At 63.3% G+C, this 25,353-nt stretch carries 30 protein-coding genes and 1 pseudogene; 11 read left to right on the plus strand and 20 right to left on the minus strand.

What is annotated here, in order from left to right:
- Positions 1 to 972: 972 nt before the first annotated feature.
- Together A9K66_RS04115 and A9K66_RS04120 are read left to right on the plus strand one after the other, a co-directional pair.
- Positions 973 to 2,133, plus strand: a complete 1,161-nt coding sequence (locus A9K66_RS04115) for a hypothetical protein (protein WP_245307380.1) — start codon at positions 973 to 975, stop codon at positions 2,131 to 2,133.
- Positions 2,120 to 2,743 carry a hypothetical protein gene (locus A9K66_RS04120; RefSeq protein ID WP_067319957.1) on the plus strand — a complete coding sequence of 208 codons (624 nt, stop codon included), beginning with the start codon at positions 2,120 to 2,122 and terminating at the stop codon, positions 2,741 to 2,743. The genes A9K66_RS04115 and A9K66_RS04120 overlap by 14 nt, the downstream gene beginning before the upstream one ends.
- A gap of 3 nt (positions 2,744 to 2,746) precedes the next feature.
- Here the strand turns inward: A9K66_RS04120 and A9K66_RS04125 are convergent, their stop codons facing one another.
- From A9K66_RS04125 to A9K66_RS04135, 3 genes are read right to left on the minus strand one after another with little or no spacing between them, the layout of a single operon-like run.
- Complete coding sequence (locus A9K66_RS04125; protein WP_067319961.1) at positions 2,747 to 3,190, minus strand: GtrA family protein; 444 nt, start codon at positions 3,188 to 3,190, stop codon at positions 2,747 to 2,749.
- Positions 3,168 to 3,860, minus strand: a complete 693-nt coding sequence (locus tag A9K66_RS04130; RefSeq protein WP_067319964.1) for a class I SAM-dependent methyltransferase — start codon at positions 3,858 to 3,860, stop codon at positions 3,168 to 3,170. The genes A9K66_RS04125 and A9K66_RS04130 overlap by 23 nt, the downstream gene beginning before the upstream one ends.
- On the minus strand, positions 3,835 to 5,139 hold the full coding sequence (locus tag A9K66_RS04135) for a glycosyltransferase family 2 protein (protein ID WP_245307382.1): 1,305 nt from the start codon (positions 5,137 to 5,139) through the stop codon (positions 3,835 to 3,837). The genes A9K66_RS04130 and A9K66_RS04135 overlap by 26 nt, the downstream gene beginning before the upstream one ends.
- 184 nt (positions 5,140 to 5,323) lie before the next feature.
- On the opposite strand from A9K66_RS04135, the gene dusA reads away from it, so the two are divergent.
- Complete coding sequence (gene dusA, locus A9K66_RS04140) at positions 5,324 to 6,322, plus strand: tRNA dihydrouridine(20/20a) synthase DusA (protein ID WP_067319967.1); 999 nt, start codon at positions 5,324 to 5,326, stop codon at positions 6,320 to 6,322.
- A gap of 95 nt (positions 6,323 to 6,417) precedes the next feature.
- Here dusA and A9K66_RS04145 read toward each other — a convergent pair whose 3' ends face one another.
- Both A9K66_RS04145 and A9K66_RS04150 read right to left on the minus strand, forming a co-directional pair.
- Positions 6,418 to 7,122: a TIGR02281 family clan AA aspartic protease gene (locus tag A9K66_RS04145; RefSeq protein WP_066992721.1), complete on the minus strand. Its 705-nt coding sequence runs from the start codon at positions 7,120 to 7,122 to the stop codon at positions 6,418 to 6,420.
- Positions 7,123 to 7,150: 28 nt separating this feature from the next.
- Complete coding sequence (locus A9K66_RS04150) at positions 7,151 to 7,381, minus strand: DUF1289 domain-containing protein (protein ID WP_066992723.1); 231 nt, start codon at positions 7,379 to 7,381, stop codon at positions 7,151 to 7,153.
- Positions 7,382 to 7,543: 162 nt separating this feature from the next.
- Here A9K66_RS04150 and A9K66_RS04155 point away from each other — a divergent pair, with 162 nt between their 5' ends.
- Positions 7,544 to 8,557, plus strand: coding sequence for a nicotinate-nucleotide--dimethylbenzimidazole phosphoribosyltransferase (locus A9K66_RS04155; RefSeq protein ID WP_067320173.1), 1,014 nt, complete (start codon positions 7,544 to 7,546; stop codon positions 8,555 to 8,557).
- Here A9K66_RS04155 and A9K66_RS04160 read toward each other — a convergent pair.
- Positions 8,554 to 10,074 (minus strand): HAMP domain-containing sensor histidine kinase, encoded by a 1,521-nt coding sequence (locus tag A9K66_RS04160; protein ID WP_067319971.1) that lies wholly within the window; start codon positions 10,072 to 10,074, stop codon positions 8,554 to 8,556. The two genes, A9K66_RS04155 and A9K66_RS04160, sit on opposite strands and share 4 nt — an antisense overlap.
- 75 nt (positions 10,075 to 10,149) lie before the next feature.
- Here A9K66_RS04160 and A9K66_RS04165 point away from each other — a divergent pair, with 75 nt between their 5' ends.
- From A9K66_RS04165 to A9K66_RS04180, 4 genes and pseudogenes are all read left to right on the plus strand, one after another.
- The gene (locus A9K66_RS04165) at positions 10,150 to 10,773 is read left to right on the plus strand and encodes a thermonuclease family protein (protein ID WP_067319974.1); all 624 of its coding nucleotides are present in this window, start codon (positions 10,150 to 10,152) and stop codon (positions 10,771 to 10,773) included.
- 117 nt (positions 10,774 to 10,890) lie between these two features.
- Positions 10,891 to 11,502, plus strand: a complete 612-nt coding sequence (locus tag A9K66_RS04170; RefSeq protein WP_067319977.1) for a glutathione S-transferase — start codon at positions 10,891 to 10,893, stop codon at positions 11,500 to 11,502.
- A pseudogene (locus tag A9K66_RS04175) lies at positions 11,442 to 12,147 on the plus strand (uracil-DNA glycosylase family protein). The gene A9K66_RS04170 and the pseudogene A9K66_RS04175 overlap by 61 nt, the downstream one beginning before the upstream one ends.
- A gap of 108 nt (positions 12,148 to 12,255) precedes the next feature.
- Positions 12,256 to 12,747, plus strand: coding sequence for an Lrp/AsnC family transcriptional regulator (locus A9K66_RS04180; RefSeq protein ID WP_067319982.1), 492 nt, complete (start codon positions 12,256 to 12,258; stop codon positions 12,745 to 12,747).
- A 42-nt stretch (positions 12,748 to 12,789) separates the two neighbouring features.
- Here the strand turns inward: A9K66_RS04180 and A9K66_RS04185 are convergent, their stop codons facing one another.
- The 12 genes from A9K66_RS04185 to moaA form a co-directional block, all read right to left on the minus strand.
- Positions 12,790 to 13,362, minus strand: a complete 573-nt coding sequence (locus A9K66_RS04185) for a DUF3299 domain-containing protein (RefSeq protein WP_066992741.1) — start codon at positions 13,360 to 13,362, stop codon at positions 12,790 to 12,792.
- A gap of 67 nt (positions 13,363 to 13,429) precedes the next feature.
- A complete protein-coding gene (locus tag A9K66_RS04190) occupies positions 13,430 to 14,134 on the minus strand; it encodes a DNA alkylation repair protein (RefSeq protein ID WP_067319986.1) in 705 nt (234 codons plus the stop codon).
- A 6-nt stretch (positions 14,135 to 14,140) separates the two neighbouring features.
- Positions 14,141 to 15,010 (minus strand): NAD(P)-dependent oxidoreductase, encoded by an 870-nt coding sequence (locus A9K66_RS04195; protein ID WP_067319989.1) that lies wholly within the window; start codon positions 15,008 to 15,010, stop codon positions 14,141 to 14,143.
- A gap of 117 nt (positions 15,011 to 15,127) precedes the next feature.
- Entirely contained in the window at positions 15,128 to 15,952 is an 825-nt protein-coding gene (locus tag A9K66_RS04200) for an ABC transporter permease (RefSeq protein ID WP_067319992.1), read from the minus strand.
- Positions 15,949 to 16,665 carry an ABC transporter permease gene (locus tag A9K66_RS04205; protein ID WP_066992752.1) on the minus strand — a complete coding sequence of 239 codons (717 nt, stop codon included), beginning with the start codon at positions 16,663 to 16,665 and terminating at the stop codon, positions 15,949 to 15,951. The genes A9K66_RS04200 and A9K66_RS04205 overlap by 4 nt, the downstream gene beginning before the upstream one ends.
- Positions 16,666 to 16,744: 79 nt before the next feature.
- Entirely contained in the window at positions 16,745 to 17,530 is a 786-nt protein-coding gene (locus A9K66_RS04210; RefSeq protein ID WP_067319995.1) for an ABC transporter substrate-binding protein, read from the minus strand.
- A gap of 152 nt (positions 17,531 to 17,682) precedes the next feature.
- The gene (gene mobB, locus A9K66_RS04215) at positions 17,683 to 18,198 is read right to left on the minus strand and encodes a molybdopterin-guanine dinucleotide biosynthesis protein B (RefSeq protein ID WP_067319999.1); all 516 of its coding nucleotides are present in this window, start codon (positions 18,196 to 18,198) and stop codon (positions 17,683 to 17,685) included.
- The gene (gene mobA / locus A9K66_RS04220; RefSeq protein ID WP_067320002.1) at positions 18,195 to 18,827 is read right to left on the minus strand and encodes a molybdenum cofactor guanylyltransferase MobA; all 633 of its coding nucleotides are present in this window, start codon (positions 18,825 to 18,827) and stop codon (positions 18,195 to 18,197) included. The genes mobB and mobA overlap by 4 nt, the downstream gene beginning before the upstream one ends.
- A gap of 5 nt (positions 18,828 to 18,832) precedes the next feature.
- Complete coding sequence (locus A9K66_RS04225; protein ID WP_067320005.1) at positions 18,833 to 19,753, minus strand: DMT family transporter; 921 nt, start codon at positions 19,751 to 19,753, stop codon at positions 18,833 to 18,835.
- A gap of 122 nt (positions 19,754 to 19,875) precedes the next feature.
- Entirely contained in the window at positions 19,876 to 20,232 is a 357-nt protein-coding gene (locus A9K66_RS04230) for a hypothetical protein (protein WP_067320009.1), read from the minus strand.
- A gap of 113 nt (positions 20,233 to 20,345) precedes the next feature.
- Positions 20,346 to 20,840 carry a hypothetical protein gene (locus A9K66_RS04235; RefSeq protein ID WP_067320012.1) on the minus strand — a complete coding sequence of 165 codons (495 nt, stop codon included), beginning with the start codon at positions 20,838 to 20,840 and terminating at the stop codon, positions 20,346 to 20,348.
- A gap of 54 nt (positions 20,841 to 20,894) precedes the next feature.
- The gene (gene moaA, locus A9K66_RS04240; RefSeq protein ID WP_067320015.1) at positions 20,895 to 21,890 is read right to left on the minus strand and encodes a GTP 3',8-cyclase MoaA; all 996 of its coding nucleotides are present in this window, start codon (positions 21,888 to 21,890) and stop codon (positions 20,895 to 20,897) included.
- Positions 21,891 to 22,083: 193 nt separating this feature from the next.
- Between moaA and A9K66_RS04245 the strand changes: the two genes are divergently transcribed.
- Together A9K66_RS04245 and A9K66_RS04250 are read left to right on the plus strand one after the other, a co-directional pair.
- Positions 22,084 to 22,437: a DUF971 domain-containing protein gene (locus tag A9K66_RS04245; protein WP_066989863.1), complete on the plus strand. Its 354-nt coding sequence runs from the start codon at positions 22,084 to 22,086 to the stop codon at positions 22,435 to 22,437.
- An 82-nt stretch (positions 22,438 to 22,519) separates the two neighbouring features.
- On the plus strand, positions 22,520 to 23,131 hold the full coding sequence (locus tag A9K66_RS04250; RefSeq protein ID WP_067320176.1) for a pyridoxamine 5'-phosphate oxidase family protein: 612 nt from the start codon (positions 22,520 to 22,522) through the stop codon (positions 23,129 to 23,131).
- Between the two features lie 18 nt (positions 23,132 to 23,149).
- Here A9K66_RS04250 and A9K66_RS04255 read toward each other — a convergent pair whose 3' ends face one another.
- The gene (locus A9K66_RS04255; RefSeq protein ID WP_067320018.1) at positions 23,150 to 23,602 is read right to left on the minus strand and encodes a MarR family transcriptional regulator; all 453 of its coding nucleotides are present in this window, start codon (positions 23,600 to 23,602) and stop codon (positions 23,150 to 23,152) included.
- A gap of 47 nt (positions 23,603 to 23,649) precedes the next feature.
- On the opposite strand from A9K66_RS04255, the gene A9K66_RS04260 reads away from it, so the two are divergent.
- Positions 23,650 to 24,558: an alpha/beta hydrolase gene (locus A9K66_RS04260; RefSeq protein WP_067320019.1), complete on the plus strand. Its 909-nt coding sequence runs from the start codon at positions 23,650 to 23,652 to the stop codon at positions 24,556 to 24,558.
- Positions 24,559 to 24,611: 53 nt separating this feature from the next.
- Here A9K66_RS04260 and A9K66_RS04265 read toward each other — a convergent pair whose 3' ends face one another.
- On the minus strand, positions 24,612 to 25,013 hold the full coding sequence (locus A9K66_RS04265; protein ID WP_066989852.1) for a rhodanese-like domain-containing protein: 402 nt from the start codon (positions 25,011 to 25,013) through the stop codon (positions 24,612 to 24,614).
- Positions 25,014 to 25,353: the final 340 nt, after the last annotated feature.

Raw genomic sequence — 25,353 nt, forward strand, 5'->3', positions numbered from 1 at the left:
GCGTCATCGTTGAACGAAACTGGAGTTATCGGCTTAACCCGGGGTAGAGGGTGTTGAGGGGACCGCCGCTTCCCCGCTCCTTGCCCCGTCAGGCAATTCTGGGCGGATGCGTCCTATGCGCATCGGTAACCCACCAACAGCGGGCACCAAGGATTGATGATAAGGGCATACTCAACCCGCCCCTCTTCAACAGGCTATTGACTGCCTGTAACGCCTCCCGCTCAGAACATGAGCACGAAAAGTTTACTCTTATTTGTGGAAACTTAAACTCGTACTGTTGCTTTTTTGGAAAAATTGTGAAGCAAAAATGGTCCAACCGAGTGTGGGACCTTTGTCCCTGCTCTTTTCAACTATTTGAAGAATGTTGTCGCCAGCATCTACCGAATCTGGATGAAGGTAGAGCGGAAACACCTGAAAAAGGCTTTGCAACCAATGCTTGCGACGCACACCATTGGTGGATGGGGCGGTCGCGCGGTCCTTTCACCGTCAGCTGACGCGCCGCGCGCCGCTCTACACCGAGTGTGGTCGCGACGGCGTCATCCAGGGCGAGGCGGGCCTGCTTGGATTCGAGGATTCCGAGCATCCCGTTGCGCAGCAATAAAACTCGGAGCCGCGAAAGCTTGTCGAAGCGAGGGTGATCACAACGCGTTCGGTTGCGACGGAAGTCAAACCTCGGCGTCGGCTAAGTACGCGGCAGTGCTGGACGCGATGGCCGCTACGCAGCGCGTTCGGATCGTGAATGGTGGGCGCTGGTTGTGCCACACGCCATATACATGTTCGGACTGTTTCCACGGCCTATCGCCGGCGGCGCTCTACCGGCAGATTGTCCACCGGATGCCATGCCGGCTGGAATATCGTGCAGCGGAACTAAAAATCCCACCGCCCCTTTAGGTATGCAGCGTTGGACCGAGAGGCGTGTTGGCGAGGGATGCCGGCACGACGCGGATGCCATCCGGGCGGTTGGAGGCGGATTTGGCAGTTGATGTGGCGCGTGCGAAGAGCGGCATTCGCCTCACGGTGATCGCGGTGGCGGCAGTGCCGCTGCTGTTTTTGTTGAGCGGTCTTGTCATCCGCTACGCCGCATTCGCATCGGTGTCGCCGGATCCGAGCCTAGCGGCCTATGCCCGCGCCTTCTGCAAATGGGATTGCTCCTGGTATGTCGGCATTTCCGAACAGGGCTATGAGCGCTTTCCCATTCCTGGCCGCAGCAATGTCGGGCGCTGGGGGTTCTTTCCGCTTTATCCGATGCTGGTGGCGGCGGTCCGCACGATTCTGCCCTTCTCCACGATCGCGATTGCGACGGCGGCATCGCTGGCGTGCGGCTACCTCTCGTGCCTGGTGGCATGGCCGCTCATGGACAGGAACATGCGGGCCTATGTGCTTTATTGCGCCTTCCTGCTGAGCGGCCCGTTCTCGTTCTATTTTGCCACCTTCCTCACCGAGCCGCTCTTCGTGCTTTTGACGTCCTGCCTCTTCCTGGCGCTCAAACGCTCGAACCATCTCGCCGCGGGGTTGTCTTGCGCGCTGCTCTCGGCAACGCGGGTCGTCGGCGTGCTGGCCGTGTTCGCGATCGTCATTCGCATGTTCGAGGAGCATCGCGCCAAGGGCGGGTCGGCCATCGGCTTCCCACGCTGGCTGCTCGGCCGGCCGGATCTCATCATCGCCATACTCATCTCGCCCGCCGGCCTGTTCGCCTACATGCTCTACCTTTACGTCACGGTCGGGGACGGCTTTGCCTTCGTGCATGTCCAGCGCGCGTTCGGGCGCGTGGCCGGCAACCCGCTGCTGTTCCTTTGGGCGGGGCTGTCCTATCACCCCGGGGCCGGTTGGTGGCCCAGTGCGCCGCAATGGAGCGCGTCGACGGCAATCGTGGGACTGGCGCTGGCGGCGGTGCTCGCGGCGCGCAGGCAAATTGGCGCGGCCCTGTTCTGCGCCATGGCCATCATCCTGCCTTTGACCTCGAATCTGGCTTCGATGGTCCGCTATGTCGTCGGCCTCGCGCCGCTGACGATGCTGACGGCGGTGCTGCTGTCGGGCTCGAAGGCGACATTGGTCGCTGCGCTGATTGTCTTCCTCTTCACCTGCTACTTCATGACCGTGGCCTGGCTTGGAGGCTATCTTGCGCTGGTCTGAGCTGACGGAATCGACCAGGCCGGTAATCCTGGGTGCCGGCTACGCGCTGGCGGGCGCGCTTGCGGCAGCCGAGATCGCCATCCTGGCGCTTGCCCTCAGCCCGAATGTCAACGACGATTACCGCGCCTATTACATCGACAAGACCACCACATGCCTCAACCGGGACGCCGTGGGGCGCTACACGCTAGGCCGGACCGTATCGTTCCGCTCCGACGGCGCCCGGGAAGCAACCACCATGATGGTCTGCGGCTGGTCGGGGCCAGTGGCGGACGGCACCCATTCGCTGGGCGAGAGCTCTCGCCTGCGCCTTACCCTGCCGCCGCTCCGCGACGGGCTTCGGGCAACGCTGGAAGTGGCCGCCGTTATTCGCCCGCCGCAGACCTGGCAGAGGATCGTCGTGTCGGCCAATGGGACCGAGGTGTATCGGGGGACGCTGTCGGGCGATGTGGCGACAACTGTGTCCTTCGTCATTCCGCACGCCGTGCTGGCTGGCAAGGCGACACTGGACATGGCCATCGAGTATCCCGACGGCATTCCGCAAAGCGCCGATGCGAGCAACATCTACAACCGCGCCATCAAGCTGAGATCTTTCCGGCTGGACACGCTTTGATCCTCAGGACGGCCCGTCATCGCGCAGGCGGCGCTCTGCAAAGACCCAGCGATCGAGCACAAGAAGGTTAAGCGCTGGGATGGCCAAGGAAGTGAGGAGAACGGGAACGGCGAGCGGCAGGCCGAATGTCACCGTCAGCAGGTACGGTGCCGCGTAAGCCATAGCGAGGCCGGCAATCGTCAGCAATACGAAACGCGGCGCCTGCGACCGGTGCGAGCCGGCCGACATGAAGGTGAAGGATTTGTGCGCCAGATAGGAAAACAGGGCGGCGGCCGCGTAAGCGGCGAGCGAGGCTTCGACGGGCGCGAGGCCGAGCCAATCCGATCGGGCAAAGATTGCGGTCAGGACGGCATAGAGGATTGTGGCGACAAGGCCGACTGAAGCGAAGCGCCCCAGGAGCTTCGCGCCGGCGACGGGACGATTCTCAGGCGCGGGCGACACAGGCATACTGCGCTCCGAGCGGCAGCCAAGCGAGCGCGCTTTCCAGTTTCCGGGCAAGCGGCTTGGCCGACGGCAGGAGCAGAAAATGCTCGCAGTGCGCGTCGCGGAAGCCCGCCTGCTCAAGCAGCGATGCCGCCTTGCCAGCGCGGAGCAGGACGGCGTCCTTGTCGAACGGGCATCTCAACACCGCCATACGGGTCAGCGGGTTGTAGGGATTGTGCTCGATGATGCAGCCAAGTCCGCCTCGCCGAACGACGCGCCGCATCTCGCGGAAGAAATCCAGCCACGACTGAGGCGGCACGTGGTGGACGACGCAACTGGCGAACGCCAGGTCGAACATGCCATCCGCGTAAGGCAGGCGTGAGGTGGTGCACACGCTGTATGCGACGTGCGGGTTCTCAGCGCTGGCACGCGCGAGTGACTCCTTCGACACGTCGCAGCCCTCGAGTCGATCGAAGACATCGGCGAGATGCGGATGAAGCGAGCCCACGCCGCAACCGACATCGAGCGCGCGCACGCCTGCGCCGCCCCGCCGGAGGTCCTGCTCGAGGACCAGTCGTCGCAGAAGCTCGGCCTTGGCACGCAGGAAGAAATCATGGCGCAGCCCGGAGAACCGGATCGAGCCCTCGACTGCCTCACTGTAGCTGGACCTATAGCTGTCGAAGAGTTCGGACATCCGCCGTGACCCCGTTCCTGGACTTGCGAAACGAAGCGCGCTTGTCGCGGGAGGCGACGCGCATCGGCCGGTCGAAGCCACTCAGCCTTTCGATAACGTAGAGCGGGCGCCGTTTGACCTCGGCATGGATGCTGCCGACGTAAAGGCCCATCACGCCGGTCATGAAAAGATTGATGCCGATTAGCAGCGACACGATCACCACCGTGGATGTCCAGCCGGCAATCACGCCGGTTTCGAGGATCCAGGCCGCGATGGCGTAAGCGCCGAACGCCAGGGCGAGAGCGGAGATGGCCAACCCGGTCAACAGCACCAGTTGCAGAGGCCGCTCCGAAAAGCCGATGATGCCATGGATGGCAAGCCGCATCATCTTCCAGAACGGGTATTTGGTTTCACCAAGCGTCCGCGCCGGGCGCTCGAACGGCACCGCCGCCTGCTTGAAACCCATCCAGCCGAACATGCCCCTGACGAAGCGGTCGTGCTCCGGCATGCGCTTGAACGTGTCCAGCGCCTTCCGGCCGACGAGGCGGAAGTCGCCGACATCGCGCGGGATCTCGACCGGTGTCATCCTCTCCAGTAGCCGATAGAACAGGCTGGCGGTAAAGCGCTTGAACCAGGTTTCGCCCTTGCGGCTGACGCGCCTTGCGTAGACGACTTCGAAGCCGTCCTTCCACTTCGCCACCAGGTCGAGAACGACCTCGGGCGGATCCTGCAGGTCAGCGTCCATGACGATGACGGCCTCGCCGGAGGCCGCTTCCATGCCGGCGCTGATGGCGATCTGGTGGCCGAAGTTGCGGGAGAGCTCGATCAGGCGGAAGCTCGGTTCGGCGGCGACCATGCCGCGCAAATAGCTCACGCTTCGATCGCTGCTTCCGTCGTCGACGAAGATGACTTCGGTGTCTCCGTCCAGTTTTGCGGTCAGTGCGCTGATCCGCTCGACCAGCCGGGGCAACACCTCCTCCTCATTGTATATCGGCAGCACCAATGAGTAGCGTAGGGACGGTGCCCGCGTCCGGATCCGCTGGACAGATTCTTGCATGGGATTGCAATGGAACACCGGCCAGAAAGTTCCATAAGCAGGCGCTAATTGCGGAAGAAATGGCGCTGTTCCTCGCCAAAAAAGGCGCGCAACGTTCGGTTGAAATCTAACCCGGTACCGACAGAAGTCCTTGGATCGAGGATTTTGATGCCCATCTTTTTCAGGCCGGGCGGATGGAGCGCCACCAGATCGCGAAAGATCGGCGCTGCATCGTGCGCCGATCTCGGCGTTCCTGCGGCGCAAAACCTTTCTTGAGATGCCCCGTGACGAACCTGGGCTCTCCAAGAGCCGGATTTTAGTTTAGGGAAGGTGTCCAATTCGTCTGCGCCCCGTGTGCACGGACGCATCGGAAACCGGAAAAACGGCCCGTCCCGTGGGGGAAAAGACCACACACGACGTGGCCCAACATTTTTGAAACAACAAAAAAATGTCGAAGTATCAAGATTTCAGAATAGCCATAGCACCAATGATGGACTGGACGGACCGGCATTGCCGGTTCTTTCACCGTCAGCTGACGCGTCGCACGTTGCTCTACACGGAAATGGTGGTGGCGGACGCAGTCATCCATGGCGCACGCGAGCGCCTGCTCGGCTTCGACGGTGCCGAGCATCCGGTTGCGCTTCAGCTTGGCGGTTCGGATCCGCGAAAGCTTGCCGAAGCGGCGGTGATCGGCGAGGCGTTCGGTTACGACGAAATCAATCTTAATGTCGGCTGTCCGTCCGACCGCGTCCAGTCGGGCACTTTCGGCGCCTGCCTGATGAAGACGCCGGTGCTGGTCGCCGAATGCATCGCGGCGATTAAGGCGGCGGTGAGAATCCCCGTTACGGTCAAATGCCGCATCGGCGTCGATGACCAGGACCCCGAACCCGCTCTCGACACGCTCGCAGACGGCATGCTGACGGCCGGCGCCGATGCGCTCTGGGTGCACGCCCGCAAGGCGTGGCTGGAGGGGCTTAGTCCCAAGGAAAACCGCGAGATCCCGCCGCTCGACTATCCGCGCGTCTATCGGCTCAAGACCAGGAAGGCCAACCAATTCATCGGCATCAACGGCGGCATTCAATCCCTTGACGAGGCAGAGGCGCACCTCGCTTATGTCGACGGCGTCATGCTCGGCCGCGCGGCCTATCATTCGCCCGGCATCCTCACCGGCATCGATGCCGCATTTTACGGCGAGGCGCCGGTCGCTTTCGACTACGCGGCGCTGATGGACGCCATGGCCGCTTACGCCGCGCGTCACATCGAGAAGGGCGGACGGCTCGGCCATGTCACGCGCCATATGGTCGGGCTGTTCCACGGTCTCCCGGGCGCGCGCCGCTACCGGCAGATTTTGTCCACCGACGCCAACAGACCCGGCGCCGGGCCAGAGGTGCTGAATACGGCGTTCGCGGCAATAGATTTCGTGGCGGCGGAAACCGAAGCCGCTTGAGGCGGATCGGCGGCAGAGCATTTCACCGTTCCACAGAAACGGCGAACCGCTCCATCTGTTTGTCTAGACGAAATTCGGGGCGGATAAGCGGGAATCTAGTCGCGCAGGATCATCCGGTCACCCCGCACCTCGAAACCCGACAGCGAGCCGATGAAGTTCATGCCGAGCAGGCTTTGCTCGAGCATGCCGGGCGCCGCGACCATCACCGGCATATCCTTGCGCACGATGCCGCCGATCGCCATCTCGTCGGTCCTGACCGTTGCCGCACGCGCCATGCCGTTGGCGGTCGAGACGTCCACGGTGTAGCTGAGCGCCGCTGGGTTGAAGCCGGCCGCCTGGGCGTCCTCCGCCGTCAGCACCGTGCTGGTCGCGCCGGTGTCGACCACCGTGCGCACCGGCCTGCCGTTGACGAGGATTCGCGCCTCGAAATGGCCATTGCCGGCCTTGTCGAGCGTCACGGTGGCACGGCCACTATCGACGCCAAGCGCCAAGGGGCTTCCCGGAACAAGGCCGGCGGTGACGCGGCTGACAACATCCTGCAGCTCGTAGCGGTACTGGTAGCCGGCGATCAGCGCCAGCACGATTGCCGCCCAGACGCCGAAGTTGCGCGCCATGTCACCGAGCGGCCGGCCAGAGCGAATAAGGCTGGCGCCGATTACCGCCACCAGGACTCCAACCCAGATCAGCCTGCTGAAATCGTTGTTCTCGATGCCGAAGGTGCGGCCGGCGGAATCATTCATCATCAGCAGGATCAAGCCGGCGCCGATCACCAGCATGACGACCCAGAACAGACGATTCATGGCCAGCCCTTTCTTACAGCCAGCTCTTTCACAGCACGCCGCGCTCGCGCGCCATGCGGGCGCGCCGCGTCTCGCGGCGGGGCCGGCGTTCGACCGTCTCCAGCCGCGCCGGCAACTCGGCCATGACTGCACGCCGGACTTCCGGCGTCATCGCGATCCACCCGGCGATCTCATCGCGCGTGCGGCCGCAACCGAAACAGAAGCCGGTTTTCATGTCGATGGAACAGACGAGTATGCAGGGAGACTCGATGGCGGTCATGCTGTTCTCTTGCCTTCACTCCACATGGTGCAACCGCAACGCCAATGCAAGCCCTTCGCGATGCGCCGTCGACCGGCGCTTTCGCGGCATTGCCGGGCGGTTGTGCCAGGCGGTGAAGGCGGCTATGCCGCTGGCTGTTCCTGCAAAGAGACCGCATTCGATATGACCGCAAAGCCTTTCGATGATTTCCGCACTCTGCTGGCAACGCTGCCGCCGGCCGACGCCGCCGCCGAAACCCGCGTTCGCACCCTGTTTGCCAAGGCCGACAAGCCGAAAGCTTCGCTTGGCCGGATTGAAGATGTCGCGGCATGGCTCGCCGCTTGGAGCGGGCGTGCGCCGCCGGCCGTCAATCGTCCGCTTGTGGCGATCTTTGCCGGCAACCACGGTGCCGTTCGGCATGGCATTTCGCCGCGGCCGGTTTCGGCGACCGCCAATGCCGTCGAACTCTGCGCCGCCGGAGGTGCAGCGATCAATCAGATCTGCATCGCCAACGATCTCGGCCTGAAGGTCTTCGACCTGGCGCTGGATATTACGACCGGGGACATCACGGAAGAAGCGGCCCTCGACGAGCGCGGCTGCGCCGCCACCATGGCCTTCGGCATGGAAGCGGTCGCGGGCGGCGCCGATCTTCTTTGCCTTGGCGATCTGGGCGTCGGCAATTCAACCATCGCGGCCGCGCTCAGCGCTGCCCTCTTCGGCGGCAAGGGGTCCGACTGGGTTGGACCTGGATCGGGGGCGGACACGGCGATGATGGCGCGCAAGGCCGAAGCGGTCGACCGGGCGCTTGCTTTCCACGGCGCCGGTCTCGGCGATCCGCTCGAAGCCTTGCGCCGCGTCGGCGGGCGCGAGTTCGCGGCAATCTGCGGCGCCATTCTCGCAGCCCGCATGCAGAAGATTCCTGTGCTGCTCGACGGGTTCGTCGCGACGGCTGCTGCCGCGGTTCTGCACAAAGCCTATCCTTCCGCGATCGACCACTGCCTGCTCGCCAGCCTGTCGCCGGAGCCGGGCCAAGCCAAAGTCGCCGAACGGCTTGGGCTCGAGCCACTGCTCGATCTTGCTGTCAGTCACGGCGAAGGAGTTGGGGCTGGACTTGCCGCCGGTCTCGTCAAGGCCGCGGCGCTCACGAGCTCCGGTATGGCGGCGGCGGTTCGGGTCCAACCGGCGTCCCGGAGCTAACGCCGGCGGGCGGCGACAGCCTTGGTCGGCAGCGCGGGCAATTCCTCCATCACTCGGCTCAGCGGGAAGATGGCGATGGCCTCGGTGCCTTCGCGCAGCTTGGAGTGCAGCTCGAACTCGCCGCCATGCATGTCGAGCAGACCCTGCACGATCGGCAGTCCGAGGCCCGTTCCCTGTTCGGCGCTCTTGATGGCGATCGAGCCCTGGCCGAAGGCGGAAAGAACCACTGGGATTTCCTCTTCCGGAATGCCGGGACCGTTGTCCTTGACCGAGATGTACTGACCGCCGCCCGCCGTCCAGCCGACGCGCACACGCACTTCGCCACCCGACGGCGTGAACTTGATGGCGTTGGACAGCAGATTGAGCGCGATCTGCCGGATGGCACGCTCGTCGCCGAACAGGCGCGGCAGCGCGGTCTCGAACTCCTGGATGACGCGGATGTCCTTGTTGCGGGCTCTCAGTTCCATCATATGGCAGCAATCCTCAACGATCGTCACCAGCACCACCGGCTCCTCGTTGAGCTGGTAGCGGCCGGCCTCGATGCGCGACAGGTCGAGGATCTCATTGATCAGATCGAGCAGATGCTGGCCAGATTCGTGCACATCATGCGCGTAATCGCGATAGGTCGGGTTGTTCATCGGCCCGAGCACTTCATTGGCCATCACTTCGGAGAAACCGAGGATGGCGTTGAGCGGCGTCCGGAGCTCATGGCTCATCGAGGCGAGGAAGCGCGACTTCGCCAGATTGGCGTCCTCGGCGCGCCGCCTGGCCTCGTCGGACATGGATTTGGCAGTCTCCACCTCGGCGATCAGCGCGTCCTTCTCGGAGCGGAAGGAGAGCAGCATCCAGGATGACTGGTTGAGATGGCGCGCGACGTAGCCGAAGAAGGGCAGGGCAGCGACCAGAAGCGCCGCCATGATCCCTTCGATCGGCATCCACAGGCGCAGGACGGCATAGACATAGACCGCGACGGGAACGGCGAAGGTCGCCAATAGCGCGCCGCCCAGGGACGATGCCATCACCGCAGTCGTCGCCATGGCGACCAGGAGCACCATGGCCTTGACGACATGGAACTGGTCGACCTGGCATGTGGAGCACCCCAGCCAGGCGAACCAGGCCCAGCCGAGGCCGCAAAGCGAATGGCCGATCAGGAAATCGCGGCGCGTCTGCACAGGGTCGAGCTCGGCCGCTTCCGCGCGCTCGACGCGCCGCGCCATGAAAGTGACGATGGCGTAGCAAAGCAGCATGAAGAGAGCCCAGACGGCGACCTGGTTGCCCAGGCCCGCGAAGCGGCCGATGGCCGCTACCACAAGCACAAGCAGAGGAATCGCGGCCGCACTGACCACCATGGCGCGTGCATGGAGCTTGAGCAGCTCGCGGTCGAAATCGAGGCTGCCGGCCTGCTGCGAAAGACGGTCACGCGTCCTGCGCACCGCGCGAGCCACATCGCTGTTGCGATGCGGTTTCCTGCGGTCCACAATGAATTTGTCCGCTGTGTCCGAGCGTAGCAAAGGCATGCAAGTTCAATTTCTGCGCGCAGCGATTTTCAGTTCGTTAAGCTACGTTCGAATGATTAAGAGACTGTTTGCCATATGAGCCGTTCCTGGTCGCGAAGACCGCGCCGGCGCTATGTTCCGCGGCCTCCGCGAAGCCTTTTGCGCAGGCTTCTGGATTACGGGCTGGCCGTGGTCCTGCTTGGCCTGTCCATCCTGGTGGCGGCGCGGCTCGACCGGTTCGAGACGCGACAGGAGCAAGGCACGGCCATCGTCAGAGACGGCGATTCGATCACGCTTGGCGCCGAGCGCATCCGCATGCGCGGCATCGACGCGCCGGAATACACACAGACGTGCCGCAAGGACGGGGCCGATTATGCCTGCGGCAGGCTTGCGCGGCAGTCGCTGGTGCGGCTGATCGCCGACAGGCCGGTCTCCTGCAGCGGCTGGCAGCGCGACCGCTACGGCCGGTTGCTCGGCGACTGCAAGGCGGGCGACACGGACCTCAACCGCGCGCAGGTACAGTCCGGATGGGCCGTCGCCTTCGGCGACTTCGAAACCGGGGAGGCCGTCGCGCGGGCTGCCAAGGTGGGCATCTGGGCTGGCTCCTTCGATCAGCCGCAGGACTGGCGCGACAGCCATCACAATCAACCCGTCGAAAGGAAGCACGGCGCACTGGCTTCGCTCGGCGATGCGTTGCGTGAGCTTGTTCGTTTCTGGTGATGCCCGCTTCGGGGGATGCTCTGTTTGCCAACATGTGGTCTTGCCAAACCGCTATGCAGTTTTGGGCGACATGCATTGCAGCGCGCCCTAAGATTGGCATGAAGATCGGAGACTAGAATGAAGCTGTTCGATGGCGGCCGGGCGCCCAACCCCAGGCGGGTTCGGGTTTTCCTGGCTGAAAAGGGGCTAGCCGTCCCTTTGGTGCCCGTGGACATGGGCGCGCTGGAGCATCGCAAGGAGCCGGTGGCGTCGCGCAATGCGCTGCGGCGGCTGCCCGTGCTCGAACTCGACGACGGGACCATCATCACCGAATCCATCGCCATTTGCCGTTATTTCGAGGAGTTGCATCCCGAGCCCGCCCTGTTCGGAACAGGCGCGCTCGGCAAGGCCATGGTGGAGATGTGGCAAAGGCGTCTGGAGCTAAACCTGATGAGCTGCGTGGCCGCCGCGTTCCGGCACATCCATCCGGCAATGAAGGAATGGGAGGTGCCGCAGATCCCGGAATGGGGCGAGGCCAACAAGCCGAAGGCCATCGAGTTCCTGCATCTCCTCGACCGGGAGTTGGCGGATAGGGAATTTGCCGCCGGCGACACCTATTCGGTCGCCGACATCACCGGGCTGATCGCCATCGATTTCATGAAGCCGGCACGCATCAAGGTGCCTGAGGAATGCGGGAATGTGCTGCGCTGGCACTCAGCGCTCTCCAGCCGGCCAAGCGCTGCTGCTTGAGGCTTGTTTTTGGAGAACCCGCCGGACATGAGCGAAGCGCTGGAGAGCCTTGCCGCCAAGGTGCGGGCTTGCCGCATCTGTGTCGAGCAGCCGCGCGGCGGGCCCCTGCCGCATCAGCCGCGCCCGGTGCTTGTGCCTTCGTCGAAGGCCCGCATCCTGCTTGCCGGCCAGGCGCCGGGCACGAAAGTCCACATCTCGGGCATGCCGTTCACCGACGCTTCCGGGGATCGCTTGAGGAACTGGCTCGGCGTCACCCCCGACGAGTTCTACGACACGGAAAAATTCGCCATCGTGCCGATGGGTTTCTGCTTTCCGGGCCAGGACACCAAGGGCGCCGACCTGCCGCCGCGGCGCGAATGCGCCACCGCCTGGCGCGCCGATCTGATGGCGCTGATGCCGCAGATCGATCTGGTGCTGACGATCGGCGGTTATGCGCAGTCCTGGCACATGGGCACGGCGCGTGGGCCGTCGCTGACGGAAACGGTCAGAAACTGGCGCGCTGTCTGGGATGCTGCAGCCGGGCCGAAAGTGCTGCCGCTGCCGCATCCGTCATGGCGAAACACCGGCTGGCTGAAGAAGAATCCGTGGTTTGAAATGGATTTGCTGCCATTCCTGCGCTCGGAAATCCGCTATCGCCTCAATTAGGCATCTTGCAAGAAATCACTCGCTTTTGCCGGCATTGGCAGAATTTCTTTCTTGTGAAAGGGCCTGATAAAAAGGATTATAGCCAAACTATTCCGCTGGAGCCTTCCCATGGACCGCCTAGACAGAAAAATTCTTCGCCTCCTGCAGGAGGACGCGACGCTTGCGGTCGCCGATGTCGCCAAGAAAGTCGGCCTGTCGACCACGCCGTGCTGGCGGCGCATCCAGAAGCTCGAGGAAGAGGGCGTCATCCAGCGGCGCGTGGCCATTCTCGACCATGAGAAGGTCAATGTGCGCGTCACCGTCTTCGTTTCGATCCGCACCAATTCGCACAGCCATGAATGGCTGCGGCGCTTCTCCGAGGTCATCCAGGAATTTCCGGAGGTGGTCGAGTTCTACCGCATGAGCGGCGACGTCGATTACCTCTTGCGCGTCGTGGTGCCCGACATTGCCGCCTACGACGCCTTCTACAAGCGGCTGATCGCCAAGATCGAGATCCGCGACGTGTCGTCCTCGTTTGCCATGGAGCAGATCAAGTACACGACCGAGATCCCGCTCGACTACATGATCCTGGACAAGGAGTCGGGGGCCAACGCGGCCTGAGCACGGCGCTCGCGCTTCCCGCTATGCGCGAAGTTGCGAGACCTAGTTCTTCTTTTTGTTGAGGAAATTCCACGGCGAGTTGACCGGGAGCGTGACGGCGTCCGGCACGCTGTCGACATCAGCCACCTCGGCCTTGCGCACGGTATAGCCGGACTGCACGATCAAGACGCCGTCCAGGATGAAGAGTTGGCTCTTCTCCATGCCGGGCTTCAGCACGCCGGTGACGGAGACCGGCTGGTATGCCTCCGCCATCCTGTAAGGATGCGCCGGCGTTACCAGCACGATCTGGTTCGGCGGCGGCGTCGGCATGTGGCTGCAGGCGCCGGTCCAAGGCACCAGCAGGAACTGGTAGACGAGGTCGCCCTCGCGATCGACCGGCAAGGCGTAGCCGGACAATTGAACGGTCTTGTCCTGCAGATTGAGCGACAGTGTCTCACCGTGATCGGGCAGTTTTGCCGCGATCATCGGCAGGTTGGCGTCCTCGGCGACCGCCTGCGTCGCCGGGCGCAAGTCTTTCCAGAAGATATGCGCGACGTCGGCCGCGGCGTCGGCTCTCGCGGTGGCGAGCATAAGCACGATCGCCAGCGTCGCGCTTGATCTGAAACGCCTGCTCATGGTGGTCATCCTCCGCCAGTCCCATTTCGGAAGCGAGTAAAAGCGTCGTGAGCTTACTTCGCTGAGATCACAGTCGTGTGGTCGCGAGCCGTTCGAGCTGTTTGACATCGGAAAGCTCCTTCACCGCGTCCTTGCCGATCCAGCGTGCCGTCTTGTCGGACGACGCCGCCAGTTTCTCGGCCAGCGCAAGGGCAGGGGCGTGCAGCGCCCTCGACCGCTTGCCGATCTGCCGCAGTGCCCAGTTCACCGCCTTGCGCACGAAGTTGCGCGGATCGCCCGCATGCCTTTCGATCAGCGGCAGAGCAGCGAGGAAGCTCGCGTCCGGCTCCTTCTTCAGATGCACCGCCGCCCAGGCCAGCATGGCAAAGGCGGTGCGGCGGACAAACTCGCGCTCGTCCTTGGCGAATTCCTCGACCAGCTCACGCCAGAACGGTGTTTCGGCGAACAGGTCGGCAACGGTATCGACAATCTCCCAACTGTCGAAATCGGCGGCCCAGCGCCGGCATTGACCGATGTCGAGCTTCTTCGGCTCGCCGGTGAAAGCGGCCATCAATCGCGCTTCGCGAATGTCGGTGTCCCACAAGAGCAGCGACCGTTCCTGGTTCTTCTTCAGCTTGCGCGCCAGCGGCCGCAGATCGGAATTGCCGACGCCCAGCGCGGTTCTCGTGTTGATGCCGAATCGCGCCATGCCGGCGCGGTTTTTCTCGCTGCCGATCGAACGCAGATGGGCGACGATCTCGTCGGCGCTCCAGCTCGGATCGGGCAGGACCATCGCCGTCTATTTTTCCAGGCGGGCGAGCAGCGAGGACGTGTCCCAGCGCCTGCCGCCCATGTCCTGCACGTCCTTGTAGAACTGGTCGACCAGCGCGGTCACTGGCAGCTTGGCGCCGTTGCGGTTGGCCTCGGCGAGGCAGATGCCGAGATCCTTGCGCATCCAGTCGACGGCGAAGCCGAAATCATATTTTCCGGCGTTCATCGTCTTGTGGCGGTTCTCCATCTGCCAGGAGCCGGCAGCGCCCTTGGAGATCACCTCGATGACCTTCTCAATGTCGAGCCCGGCCTTCTTGCCGAAATGGATGCCTTCGGCCAGCCCTTGGACGAGGCCGGCAATGGCAATCTGGTTGATCATCTTGGTGAGCTGGCCGGCGCCCGCGGGTCCCATCAGCCCGACCATGCGGGCATAGGCATCGATGACTGGCCTGGCCTTGTCGAAGGCGGCCTGCTCGCCGCCAACCATGACGGTCAGCACGCCATTCTCGGCGCCCGCCTGGCCGCCCGACACCGGCGCGTCGAGGAAGGAAAAGCCGGCCTTTCCGGCGGCTTCGGCCAGTTCGCGCGCGACTTCGGCCGAGGCTGTCGTGTTGTCGATGAAGACGGAGCCCTTCTTCATCGCGGCGAAGGCGCCGCTGGCGCCTGTCGTCACCGAGCGCAGGTCGTCGTCATTGCCGACGCAGGAGAAGACGAGATCCTTGCCTTCGGCCGCCTCGGCCGGTGTCAGCGCAAGTCTGCCGCCATGCTGGGCGACCCATTGTTCGGCCTTGGCGGTCGTGCGGTTATAGACGGTGATGTCGTGGCCGCCCTTGTTCCTGAGGTGCCCGGCCATCGGATAGCCCATGACGCCAAGACCGAGAAATGCAACCGATGCCATAAGCCTGCCTTCCAACAAAACAGAGGTTTCAGTGGCGGAAGGTCTAGGCTATGCGAAATTTTCGTCAAGGCGCGCAAAGCCGCATCGACTGGTGCAGGCCTGTCCGCTGACGACGCTCTATCGTTTGAGGTGAATGGTGATCCGGCGTTCGATCCATTCGACGCCGTGACGCAGGATTTCGACCAGCACCAGGTAGACGATCGCCACCCAGATATAGGCCTGGATGTCGAAAGATTTTGCGTAGGCGAGCTTCGCGTTGCCCATCAGGTCGTAGACGGTGATGATGGCGACAATCGCGGAAGCCTTGATCATCAGGATGAGCTCGTTGCCGTAAGGCCGCAGCGCCACGATGATCGCCTGCGGCATGATCACCTTGCGCAGCGTCTGCAGCTTGTGCAGGCCGAGCGAGGCCGCGCCTTCCCACTGGCCCCGCGGAACGCTTTCGATGGCGCCGCGCAGGATCTCTGCCTGATAGGCGGCGGTGTTGAGCGAAAAGGCAAAGACGCCGCAGTAGAACGCCTCACGGAAGAACCACCATAGTCCGACGGTTTGCAGCTCGGGGCGGAACGAGCCGATGCCGTAATAGACGAGGTAGGTCTGCACGAGCAGCGGGGTGCCGCGGAAGAAGTACACGTAGCAATAAGCCAATCCGGAAAGGATGCGGTTCTTGGACATCCGGCCGTAGGCAACCGGCAACGAGAGAATAGCGCCCGCCACCATCGAAACGGAGACCAGCGACAGGGTGGTTGCGAGCCCCTGCAGATAGGCCGGCGCGTATCTGGCGAAGAAATCGGCGTTCCAGGCGTGGACCAGATAGGCCACGATGCCGATGCCGAAAAGGCCCCAGAGGCAGACCAGCGCGTAGCCTATGATGCGCACGCGCGGCCAGCCGCGAGCCCGGGGCGGTGGCCTGTCAACCGCAATAGCCTGGCTGACGCTCATCGAGCCTCCCTCCGCCCGAGCGAGCGCTGGATATAGCCGGTGGCGACCGAGGACAGGATGGCCAGCACAAGGAAGACCAGCGCCGCGACACTGTAAAAGAGGAAGGAATGCTTGGTGACGCGCGCCGCGACACCGGCATTGCGCAGGGTTTCCGCTAGGTTGACGACCGACACCAGCGAGGTGTCCTTGAGCAGGCTGAGCCAGCAATTCTCCAGACCGGGGAAGGCGATGCGCAGCAGTTGCGGCAGGATCACCAGGCGCATCGTCTGCCATTTCGAAAGGCCAATGGCGTAGCCGCCCTCATACTGGCCCTTGGGAATGGCGCGAAAGGCGGAGAGAAAGACTTCGCTGGCGTAGGAGGAGAAGATCAGCGCCAGCACGATCATGCCGGCAATGAAGCTGTTCACGTCGATTGTCGCCTCGGGCTCGAACAGGCGGACGACATATTGCAGCAGCAGCGGCATGCCGAAGAAGAACAGGAACAGCGTCACCAGCTCGGGCAGGCCGCGAAAAACAGTGGTGTAGATGTTGGCTGCGAGCCGGAGCGCGGGCTCTTCGTGTTGCTTGGCGAAGGCGACGAAGAACCCGATCGCCAGGCCTATCGGCAATGTCGCAAGCGCCAGCGCGACCGTGACCAGCACACCAGACGCAATGTCGTCACTCCAGCCATCCGGTCCCCAACTGAGAAGTGTCCAAATGCTTTGGGCTGGCATTGGCGGGGCGTGTCTCCGTGGCGATCCCGGAATGGAGGCAGGGCGGCGAGGTGATCCTCACCGCCCTGGGCGCAAATGATCAGGACTCGGCGCCGTAGACGTCGAACTTGAAGTACTTGTCGTTGATTTCCTTGTACTTTCCGCTCTTGCGGATAGCGTCGATAGCGGAATTCAGCTTGTTGACCAGGTCGGTCTCGCCCTTGCGCACGGCAATGCCGGCGCCCGGTCCGAAGATCTCGACCGGCTGCGGCGAGGGCTGGCCGAGGATCTTGCAGCAGGCGCCGTCGGGCGAATCCAGCCACTGCTGCAGCACGACGATGTCGTCCTCGATGGCGTCGAGACGGCCATTGGCGAGATCGGCCTGTTCCTCGGGGCTGCTCGGATAGCCCTTGATCGTGCTGTCGGTGTAGGTCTTCGAGGCATAGTTGAAGTGGGTCGTCGTGGTGGCGACGCCGATCGTCTTGCCGGCGAGGTCCTCCTTGGTGACGCCCTTGAGCGGCGAATCCTTCGGCACGGCGATCGCCGACGGCGTGTTGTAATATTTGTGGGTGAAGTCGACCTTTTCCTGGCGCTCTGGCGTGATCGACATGGAAGCGACGATGGCGTCGAACTTGCCGGCCTGGAGCGCCGGGATGATGCCGTCCCAATCCTGCGCGACGAAGGTGCACTTCACCTTCATTTCGTCGCAGAGGGCCTTGGCGATGTCGATGTCGAAGCCGACCAGCTGGCCGTCCGAGGTCAGGTTGTTGAAGGGCGGGTACGCGCCTTCGGTGCCGATCCTCAGGGTCTTTTCCTGAGCCTGGGCAACGCCAAGTGTCAGCAGCGCGGCCGAAGCGGCAAGCGCGATACGCAGTGCAATACGCATGATAATCCTCTCATATTGTCATGGCCGCTGTCCCGTGCGGCTCTTGTGGGCGGAGCCTTTTTGACCGCCCGCTGCGCGGGATACTCCCACTCTTTGCAAGAAAAAAGCAACTGCAAAACAACAGCAAACGGCAATCGCCGTGTGCCGCTGCGTTACTTGGCTGGACTGACGAGACCGGTCGCGCGCTCGATAAAATCGGCTATCGATTTCGTATCGTCGAGGTTGAAGACGGGCAGCTTTTCGCCTTCGACCGGAAAGTCGGCGGCGACAGCCACGATGTTCGGGTCGTTGATCGAAAGCGGCGTCCGGTCCTTGGCCTCCAGCCGTCTCGCTTCGATCTTTTGGTGTGCTTCGCGCTTGTAGCCTTCGACCAGCACGATGTCCGAGGGCGCCAGCCGCGCCAGGATGTCGTCCAGCGTCGGCTCGTCCTCGTTGCGCAGTTCGTGCATCAATGCCCAGCGCCGGCCGGAGACGACCGCGACCTCCATCGCGCCGGCCTGGCGGTGGCGGAAACTGTCTGTGCCGGGCTTGTCGATGTCGAAGTCATGATGGGCATGCTTGACCGTCGAGACCGTCCAGCCGCGCCGAACCAGTTCGGCGACCAGCTTCTCGGTCAGGGTCGTCTTGCCGGAGTTCTTCCAGCCGGTGATGCCGAACACGCGTCTCATGGCTCAAGTCTTTGCAACAGACGCTCGGCCTCCGCAAGATCGTCGGGCGTGTTGATATTGAAGAACGGGTCGATCCGCTCGCCTCCGGCTTCGAGCATCGGAAACTCCACCTCGACAAAACCATGCCGATCCATGAAGGCCGAGACCCGTCGATTGTCCTCCTCAACCAGGAAATGGCGCAGGGCATCGCGCAGGCCGAGCGGCCAGAGTGCGAAGGTCGGGTGCCACCTGCCGTCGGAACTGGCGACCGCGATCGCGCCCGGCCGTGCCCGAGCGGCAACGGCCAATCGCTCGACGAGATCGCCAGGGAAGAACGGCGTGTCGCCGGCCGCGCTGACCAGCGACCGGTAGCCCGTGTCCGCTGCCGCCCATTCGAGGCCGGTGAGGATGCCGGCGAGCGGGCCGGCATGGTCCTCTATCGTATCGGCAAGCACCGGAAGGTTGGTGCCGGCAAACCGTGCCGGATCGCCGTTGGCGTTGAGCACCAGCGTGGCGACCTGCAGTGTGAGACGCGCGGCGACATGCTCGATCAGCCTGACCTTGCCCAGCGAAAGCAGCGTCTTGTCGCCGCCGCCCATGCGGCGCGATTGGCCTCCCGCCAGGATGATGCCTGCAACGCTTCGATCCATCGGGCCTATATGCCGTCCGGCGCCATGTCGGGTCCAGCGCTTTCGGCGGCAGGCTGGCGCCTGCCGACGAGGCGCTCGCGGTAGAGCGCGTAGAGGCCGGAGCCGATGATGATCGCGGCGCCGACGATCATCGGCAGGTCGGGGATATCGCCGAAGATGACGAGGCCGAGCACTATCGACCACAGCAGCGCCGTATAGCGGAAGGGCGCGATGAAGGAGATGTCGCCCGAGCGCATCGCCATGATGATGAACTGATAGCCGATGAGCACGAGCACGGCGGCCAGCGCCAGCAGCGCCGTCGCCTCGGCGGTCATTGGCGTCCAGCCGCCCATCGGCGGGAGCAGCAGCGCACCCAGGATCGTCATGGCCAGCGCAGTCGCGGTCGATACCAGCATGGTCGGGATCGCTTGCGGGATGCGCTTGGTGGCGAGATCGCGCACCGCGCAGCAGCCGACGCTCGCCAGCGCCAGCAACGAATAGGCGCTGAAACCCTCGAAGCCCGGCCGCACGATGATCAGCACGCCGGCAAAGCCGACGGCAATGGCGAGCCAGCGGCGCCAGCCGACGCCCTCGCCGAAGAACAGTGCGGCGCCCATCGTCACGGCCAGCGGCAGCGCCTGCAGAACGGCGGAGACGTTGGCGATCGGCAAATGGGCAAGGGCGATCAGGAACGACACGGTCGCGCCGGCTTCGCCGGCGACGCGCAACGCGACCATCGGCTGCAGCATGGCGCGCGGATCAGCAAGCGCGCCGCGCCGCCAGGCGAGCAGACCGACGAAGAGCGAGGCGAAGGCGCCACGCACCAGCATTACCTGCGCCATGTTCATCGATTCGGATGAGAATTTGGTGATCGCGTCGTTCAAGGTGAAGCCGATCATGGCCACGACCATGAACAGTGCGCCGCGAAGATTTGGCGAAAGAGGCAAGGGCGCTTCCGGGTTATGTTCTCTCGCAAGCGTCTAACAGCCAGCGGCAAGACAGCAACGTCAAAGAAATGGGCCACAGGAGGTTCCTGCGGCCCTCAATATCGGCTGCAATCCCGGAGCGATTATTTCGGTGTCAGCGTCTCGGTGCCGTTGCCGTTCTGGCCGGCGATGGTCCACAGCCCGTGCAACGAGCCGTCCTTCTCCACCTTGTAGACGACGAGGCCGATTTCCTTGCCCATCACATAGCCGGCGGAAAAGGCATCATCGTTGCGCATGCAAATGCCGTCGGAGGACGAGCCGCCGGTTTCCCAATGGATCGTGCAGGTTGTGTCGCTGGTCAGTGTGATGGTTGCCTCGCCGCCATATTTCGATCCGTCGAAATTGGTGCCGGCGACAGTGTAGGTGCCACCGATCGACTGAGCGGCCGCAGGCACCAAGGCAATCCCGAGCATTGCAAGCGAAGCCAAGAATTTGCGCATGAGAATTCCCCCTGAATGCGAAAATCGCTTCATGAGGCTAGGCCGGAACAAGTCGGCGGTAAATCGGGTGGAAGTCGGCGCGGATGGTTTATTTCCAGTGCGCCGAGCGCAGCTCAAGGGCCGCGCAGGCTGGCGGCGATCGCCCCGGTCAGCGGATCGTATTTCGCCTTAAGCGAGGAAGGATACTCGATCCAGACGGTGCGGATGACACCATCCTTTCCGAACAGGCGCCGTTCGTAGAAGACCTTGTCGCCCTTGACGCCAGAAACCACCGCCCAATTCTTCCCGGACTTGCTGTAAGTGATCTTGTAGCCCGGCCCGGTGTTTGCCTTTTCGTCGGCGACGAAGCCCTTCGGAGTGTCGTTGTCGATGTTATAAACGCCCGAGCAGGTCAGGCTGGCGCCGTCGGGCGCGCTCCATTGCTGCCCATCGCCGTTTTCTGGCTCGGGCAAGCGGTCGCTGAAAATCTCGTCGGGAAAGGTGCAGGACGTGCCGAAGCGCGCATTGACGTAGGTGAACGGCTTTGCGATTGCCGCTGTCGTCGCAATCGTCAGCAATGAGAAGGCGATCACCAAAGGCGCGCCCTGGACGAGATGAACACACTTCATGATGCCCCCAAGGTCCGTGACCGAGGGTGATCCTGCACCAAATCGGAGAAAAAATCAGCCGCCGGTGACGCTCATATGGCGCGATACCGAGGGTCGGCTGGTGCGGCGGTCGATGACGAAATCATGGCCCTTCGGCTTGCGCCCGATCGCCTCGTCTATGGCCTCGCCGACCAGCTCATTGCCTTCGGAGGCGCGCAGCGGCGCTCTCAGGTCGGCGGCGTCCTCCTGGCCGAGGCACATATAGAGCGTGCCGGTGCAAGTCAGCCGGACGCGGTTGCAGCTTTCGCAGAAATTATGCGTCATCGGGGTGATGAAACCGAGCCGACCGCCGGTCTCGGCGACCTGGACATAGCGGGCAGGGCCCCCGGTCTTATAAGGAATGTCGGTCAGCGTGAACTGGCGCTCAAGCGAGGCGCGCAGCAGCGACAGCGGCAGATACTGGTCCGTGCGGTCGGCGTCGATCTCGCCCATCGGCATGGTCTCTATGACCGTCAGATCCATGCCGCGACCATGCGCCCAGCGCAGCATCTCCGGTATTTCAGCGTCGTTGAAGTCGCGCAGCGCCACGGCATTGAGCTTGACCTTCAGGCCTGCCGCTTGCGCGGCGTCGATGCCTTCCATGACCTTGCCGAGATTGCCCCAGCGGGTGATCTGGCGGAATTTGTCGGCATCGAACGTGTCGAGCGAGACATTGATGCGCTTCACGCCGCAGTCGGCGAGCTCGGCGGCAAAGCGCGACAGCTGCGAGCCGTTGGTGGTGAGCGTCAGCTCTTCCAGCGCGCCGCTCTCAAGATGCCGCGACAGCTGGCGAACTAGGTGCATGATGTTCTTGCGCACCAGCGGCTCGCCGCCGGTCAGCCTCAGCTTCCTGACGCCCTTTTCGATGAAGACGCTGCAGAGCCGGTCGAGCTCCTCGAGCGAGAGCAGATCCTTCTTGGGCAAAAAGGTCATGTCCTCGGCCATGCAATAGGTGCAACGGAAATCGCAGCGGTCGGTAACCGACACGCGCAGATAGCTGATCGTGCGACCGAAGGGGTCGATCATGTCCATTGCAAGCGCTTCCGTGGCCTGAGCAGCGTCGTTATATACGGCTATGTGATACGATCCAACCGCGCATTCAAGATAGAAGCTCTCGATCTTTGGTAACATTCCCCGACCGACATTCTCTGTCGGCTGCCTTCTATCACCTTTTCGCACTGCGCGAACCGGCGTAGGGAAGGGCGCAACGCATATAGGAAGAAACATGACGGCGCCGAAGGAACTCAGGGTCTCGAAGGACCGCAAGCTGCTCACCGTGACCTTTGCCGGGCATCAGCCGTTCGAACTGCCGGCGGAGTTCTTGCGCGTGGCCTCGCCTTCTGCCGAGGTGCAGGGCCATTCGCCGGATCAGCGCGTGACTGTGCCCGGCAAGCGCAATGTCGCGATTCTTAAGATCGAGCCGGTCGGCAACTACGCGGTGCGCATCACCTTCGACGATTTCCACGACACCGGGATCTTCACCTGGAACTATCTTCACACGCTCGGGCATGAAAAGGACGAGCGCTGGAACGCCTACCTTGCCGAGCTGGCCGAGAAGGGCCTCAGCCGCGACCGCTAGCCTGGCGCCAAGACGTTCGATTGGGTGTCGTCAAAGCGTCATGGACATAGGTAGCGCCGGCAAAAGGTCAGGAGGCGAAAAGATGTCGCTCATCACATCGGTCGAACAGCTCGAAGCCCTCTACGGCCTGCCTGGTGAGGCCTCGGTCGTCAAGGAGCTCGACCATGTGATCCCCGAATATGCAGCCTTCATTGAAGCCTCGCCTTTCGTGGCGCTGGCGACCTGCGGGCCGGAGGGGCTGGACTGCTCGCCGCGCGGCGATCTCGCCGGCTTCGTGCGCCTCCTGGACGAAAAAACGCTGATGATGCCCGACAGGCGCGGCAACAACCGCGCCGATTCGCTGAAGAACATTATTCGCGATCCGCGCGTCGGGCTGCTCTTCCTTGTGCCGGGCTCCGGCACGACGCTGCGCGTCAACGGCCGCGCCCATATCACAGCCGATGCCGAGCTTTGCGCGTCCTTCATGGTCGATGGCAAGCCGGCACGGTCGATCACCGTTGTCGCCGTCGACGCGGTCTATTTCCAGTGCGCACGCGCCATCGTGCGCTCGGAGCTGTGGAACCCGGCAAAGCATGCCGACCCTAAGTCGCTGCCGACGCCCGGCCAGATCCTCGAGCTCACCAGCCGCAGGAATATCAATGGCGCCGCATATGACAAGGAATGGCCGGAGCGGGCAAAGAAGACCATGTGGTAGCGGCATCGAGAGCGCCGGTCAGGCCTCCTTCAGGACATCGGCGATCTTGCGCATCTGCTCGCCGATCATGTCGCACTGCTCCGGCGTCGACTGGCTCATCGCCTTCTCGATGAGCGCCATATGTACTTTCAGCGCCCGCATCAGCAGGGCCTCGCCGGCTTCGGTGAGGTTCAACCGCAGCACGCGTTTGTCCTTTTCGTCACCCTCTCGACGCAGCAGGCCGCGGGCTTCCAGTTGCGGCAATAGCATCGTGATGTTGGAGCGGCCGACCAAGAGCTTGCGAGCAAGGTCGTGCTGCGACATCCCGGGATGACGGTAGAGGTTCATCAGCACGTCGAGCTGCGCCGGTTTGAGGTCGAGCGGCGCCAGCTTCACCGCCAGCGTGCGCTCCAGCACATGACAGGCGCGCGCCACCGCAACCCAGTTGCGGAAGCGCGGATTGTCCCAGGGCAGCTCTTGCTTAATGTTCATGTTTGAACTATTATGTTCATGCTTGAACGAATGGTTGGACCGACACTATGGCATCATTTGGATTGAAGGTCATCCGAGGCGTCTTCGGCGCGGCCGAGCATGTCGCGCCGCGTCTCAGTGGCCGCGCCGCGTTCGAATTGTTCTGCCGCACGGCAAACGTCAAGGCCTTGAGCGATGGCGAGCGCCGCGCAGTCGAGCGCGCTGCGGGTTTCATGGCCGAGGCGCGCCATCACCGGCTGAAGACGAAGGCGGATTGCGTTGCGGTGCATGAGTTCCGGCCGGGGCCGGGCAGGGGCTCCCGCGGCACCGTGCTTGTCATCCATGGCTGGCGCTCGCGCACCGAATATATGCGAACTCTGATCGATGGGTTTCGCGACGCCGGCTACAAGGTGGTCTCGCTTGACCTGCCGGGCCACGGCCATTCGCTCGGGCGACATCTCAATATGGTGACCGCGGTCGACGCCGTGCGAGTCGCAGGCGAATGGTTCGGCCCGTTTGCCGCTGCCGTCGGCCATTCCTTCGGCGGCGCCGTCGCCGCCAATGCGGTTGCCGCTTCGGTGAAAGGCATGCCGCCGCTTGCGGCCGAGAAACTGGTTCTAATCGCGGCGCCGAGCTCGCTGCCGGCGATCTTCGACGATTTCAGCCACCGGCTCAATGTCGGGCCGCGCTCCCGGGTCGCCATGGCGGATCGGGTGAAGCATTTGTCGGGACGGCCGCTCAGCGATTTCACGGGCGACCGCCAGCTCGCTGAGGCTCCGGTGCCGACGCTGATCATCCATGCGCCGGACGACCGCGAAGTCCATGCCGATCACGCAAAACGATATGCGGGAGCCGGCGATCATGTGAGCTTGCATTGGGCCGAAGGGCTTGGCCACCGCCGCATCCTTGCCGACAAGGATGTCGTCGCGCGCGCCGTGGGCTTCGTCGCCGAGGAACGGCAACCGACGCTGCATTGAAAATGACTGCGGGAGACGCCTGCTGGCGTCTTCCGTCCGTAGTTGCGAATGGCTCAGTCGGCCTTCTTCTTCTGCCCTGGCTCGACCGGCAGGCCGGCAGCCTTCCAGGCTGTGTAGCCGCCAAGGATGTGTTTGACCGGGGCGAGACCCATGTCCTGCGCCGTCTTGGTCGCCAGCGCCGACCGCCAGCCGCCGGCGCAGAAGAAGACGAAGGTCTTGCCGGAGGCGAAGAACGGCTTGTGGTAAGGGCTTTCGGGGTCGATCCAGAATTCGAGCATACCGCGCGTCACATGCTTGGCGCCGGGAATCTTGCCGTCGCGCTCGACCTCGCGGGGGTCACGTAGGTCGACGAAGATGGTGCCGTCATCCTCCAGCAGCCCGGCAGCTTCCTCAGGCGAAACCACCTCGATCTCGGCATTCGCTTCGTCGAGAAGTTCGCGATATCCCTTCTTCACTGCGCATCCTCCAGGCCATGGCTCGCGCCCGCCGGAATTTCGATCACAAAGACTGCTGTTTGTCACGGGCCGATGTTTGTCAGGAGGGAAGGTCGGCCATGATCGCCAAGGCCGCACAGCGCCAACGCCTGATTGTTACCGAGGCGTCTGAAACCGGGAGCCGCCCTGCCGCATTGTGTCTCACACGGATGTGAAACTGTTCTGCAACACGGTCGCGAAAATTTATGGAAGCTTAACGGAATCAGTATGAATCGGTACAGTCGCGCATTACATCCGCCATGCGGAGGGCGGGACCGTCTAGCGGCGCGGAACGGGAAACCGGTTTCAACCGGTGCGGGTG

This window comes from Mesorhizobium sp. AA23 (genome assembly GCF_001672435.1).
Lineage (GTDB): Bacteria > Pseudomonadota > Alphaproteobacteria > Rhizobiales > Rhizobiaceae > Mesorhizobium.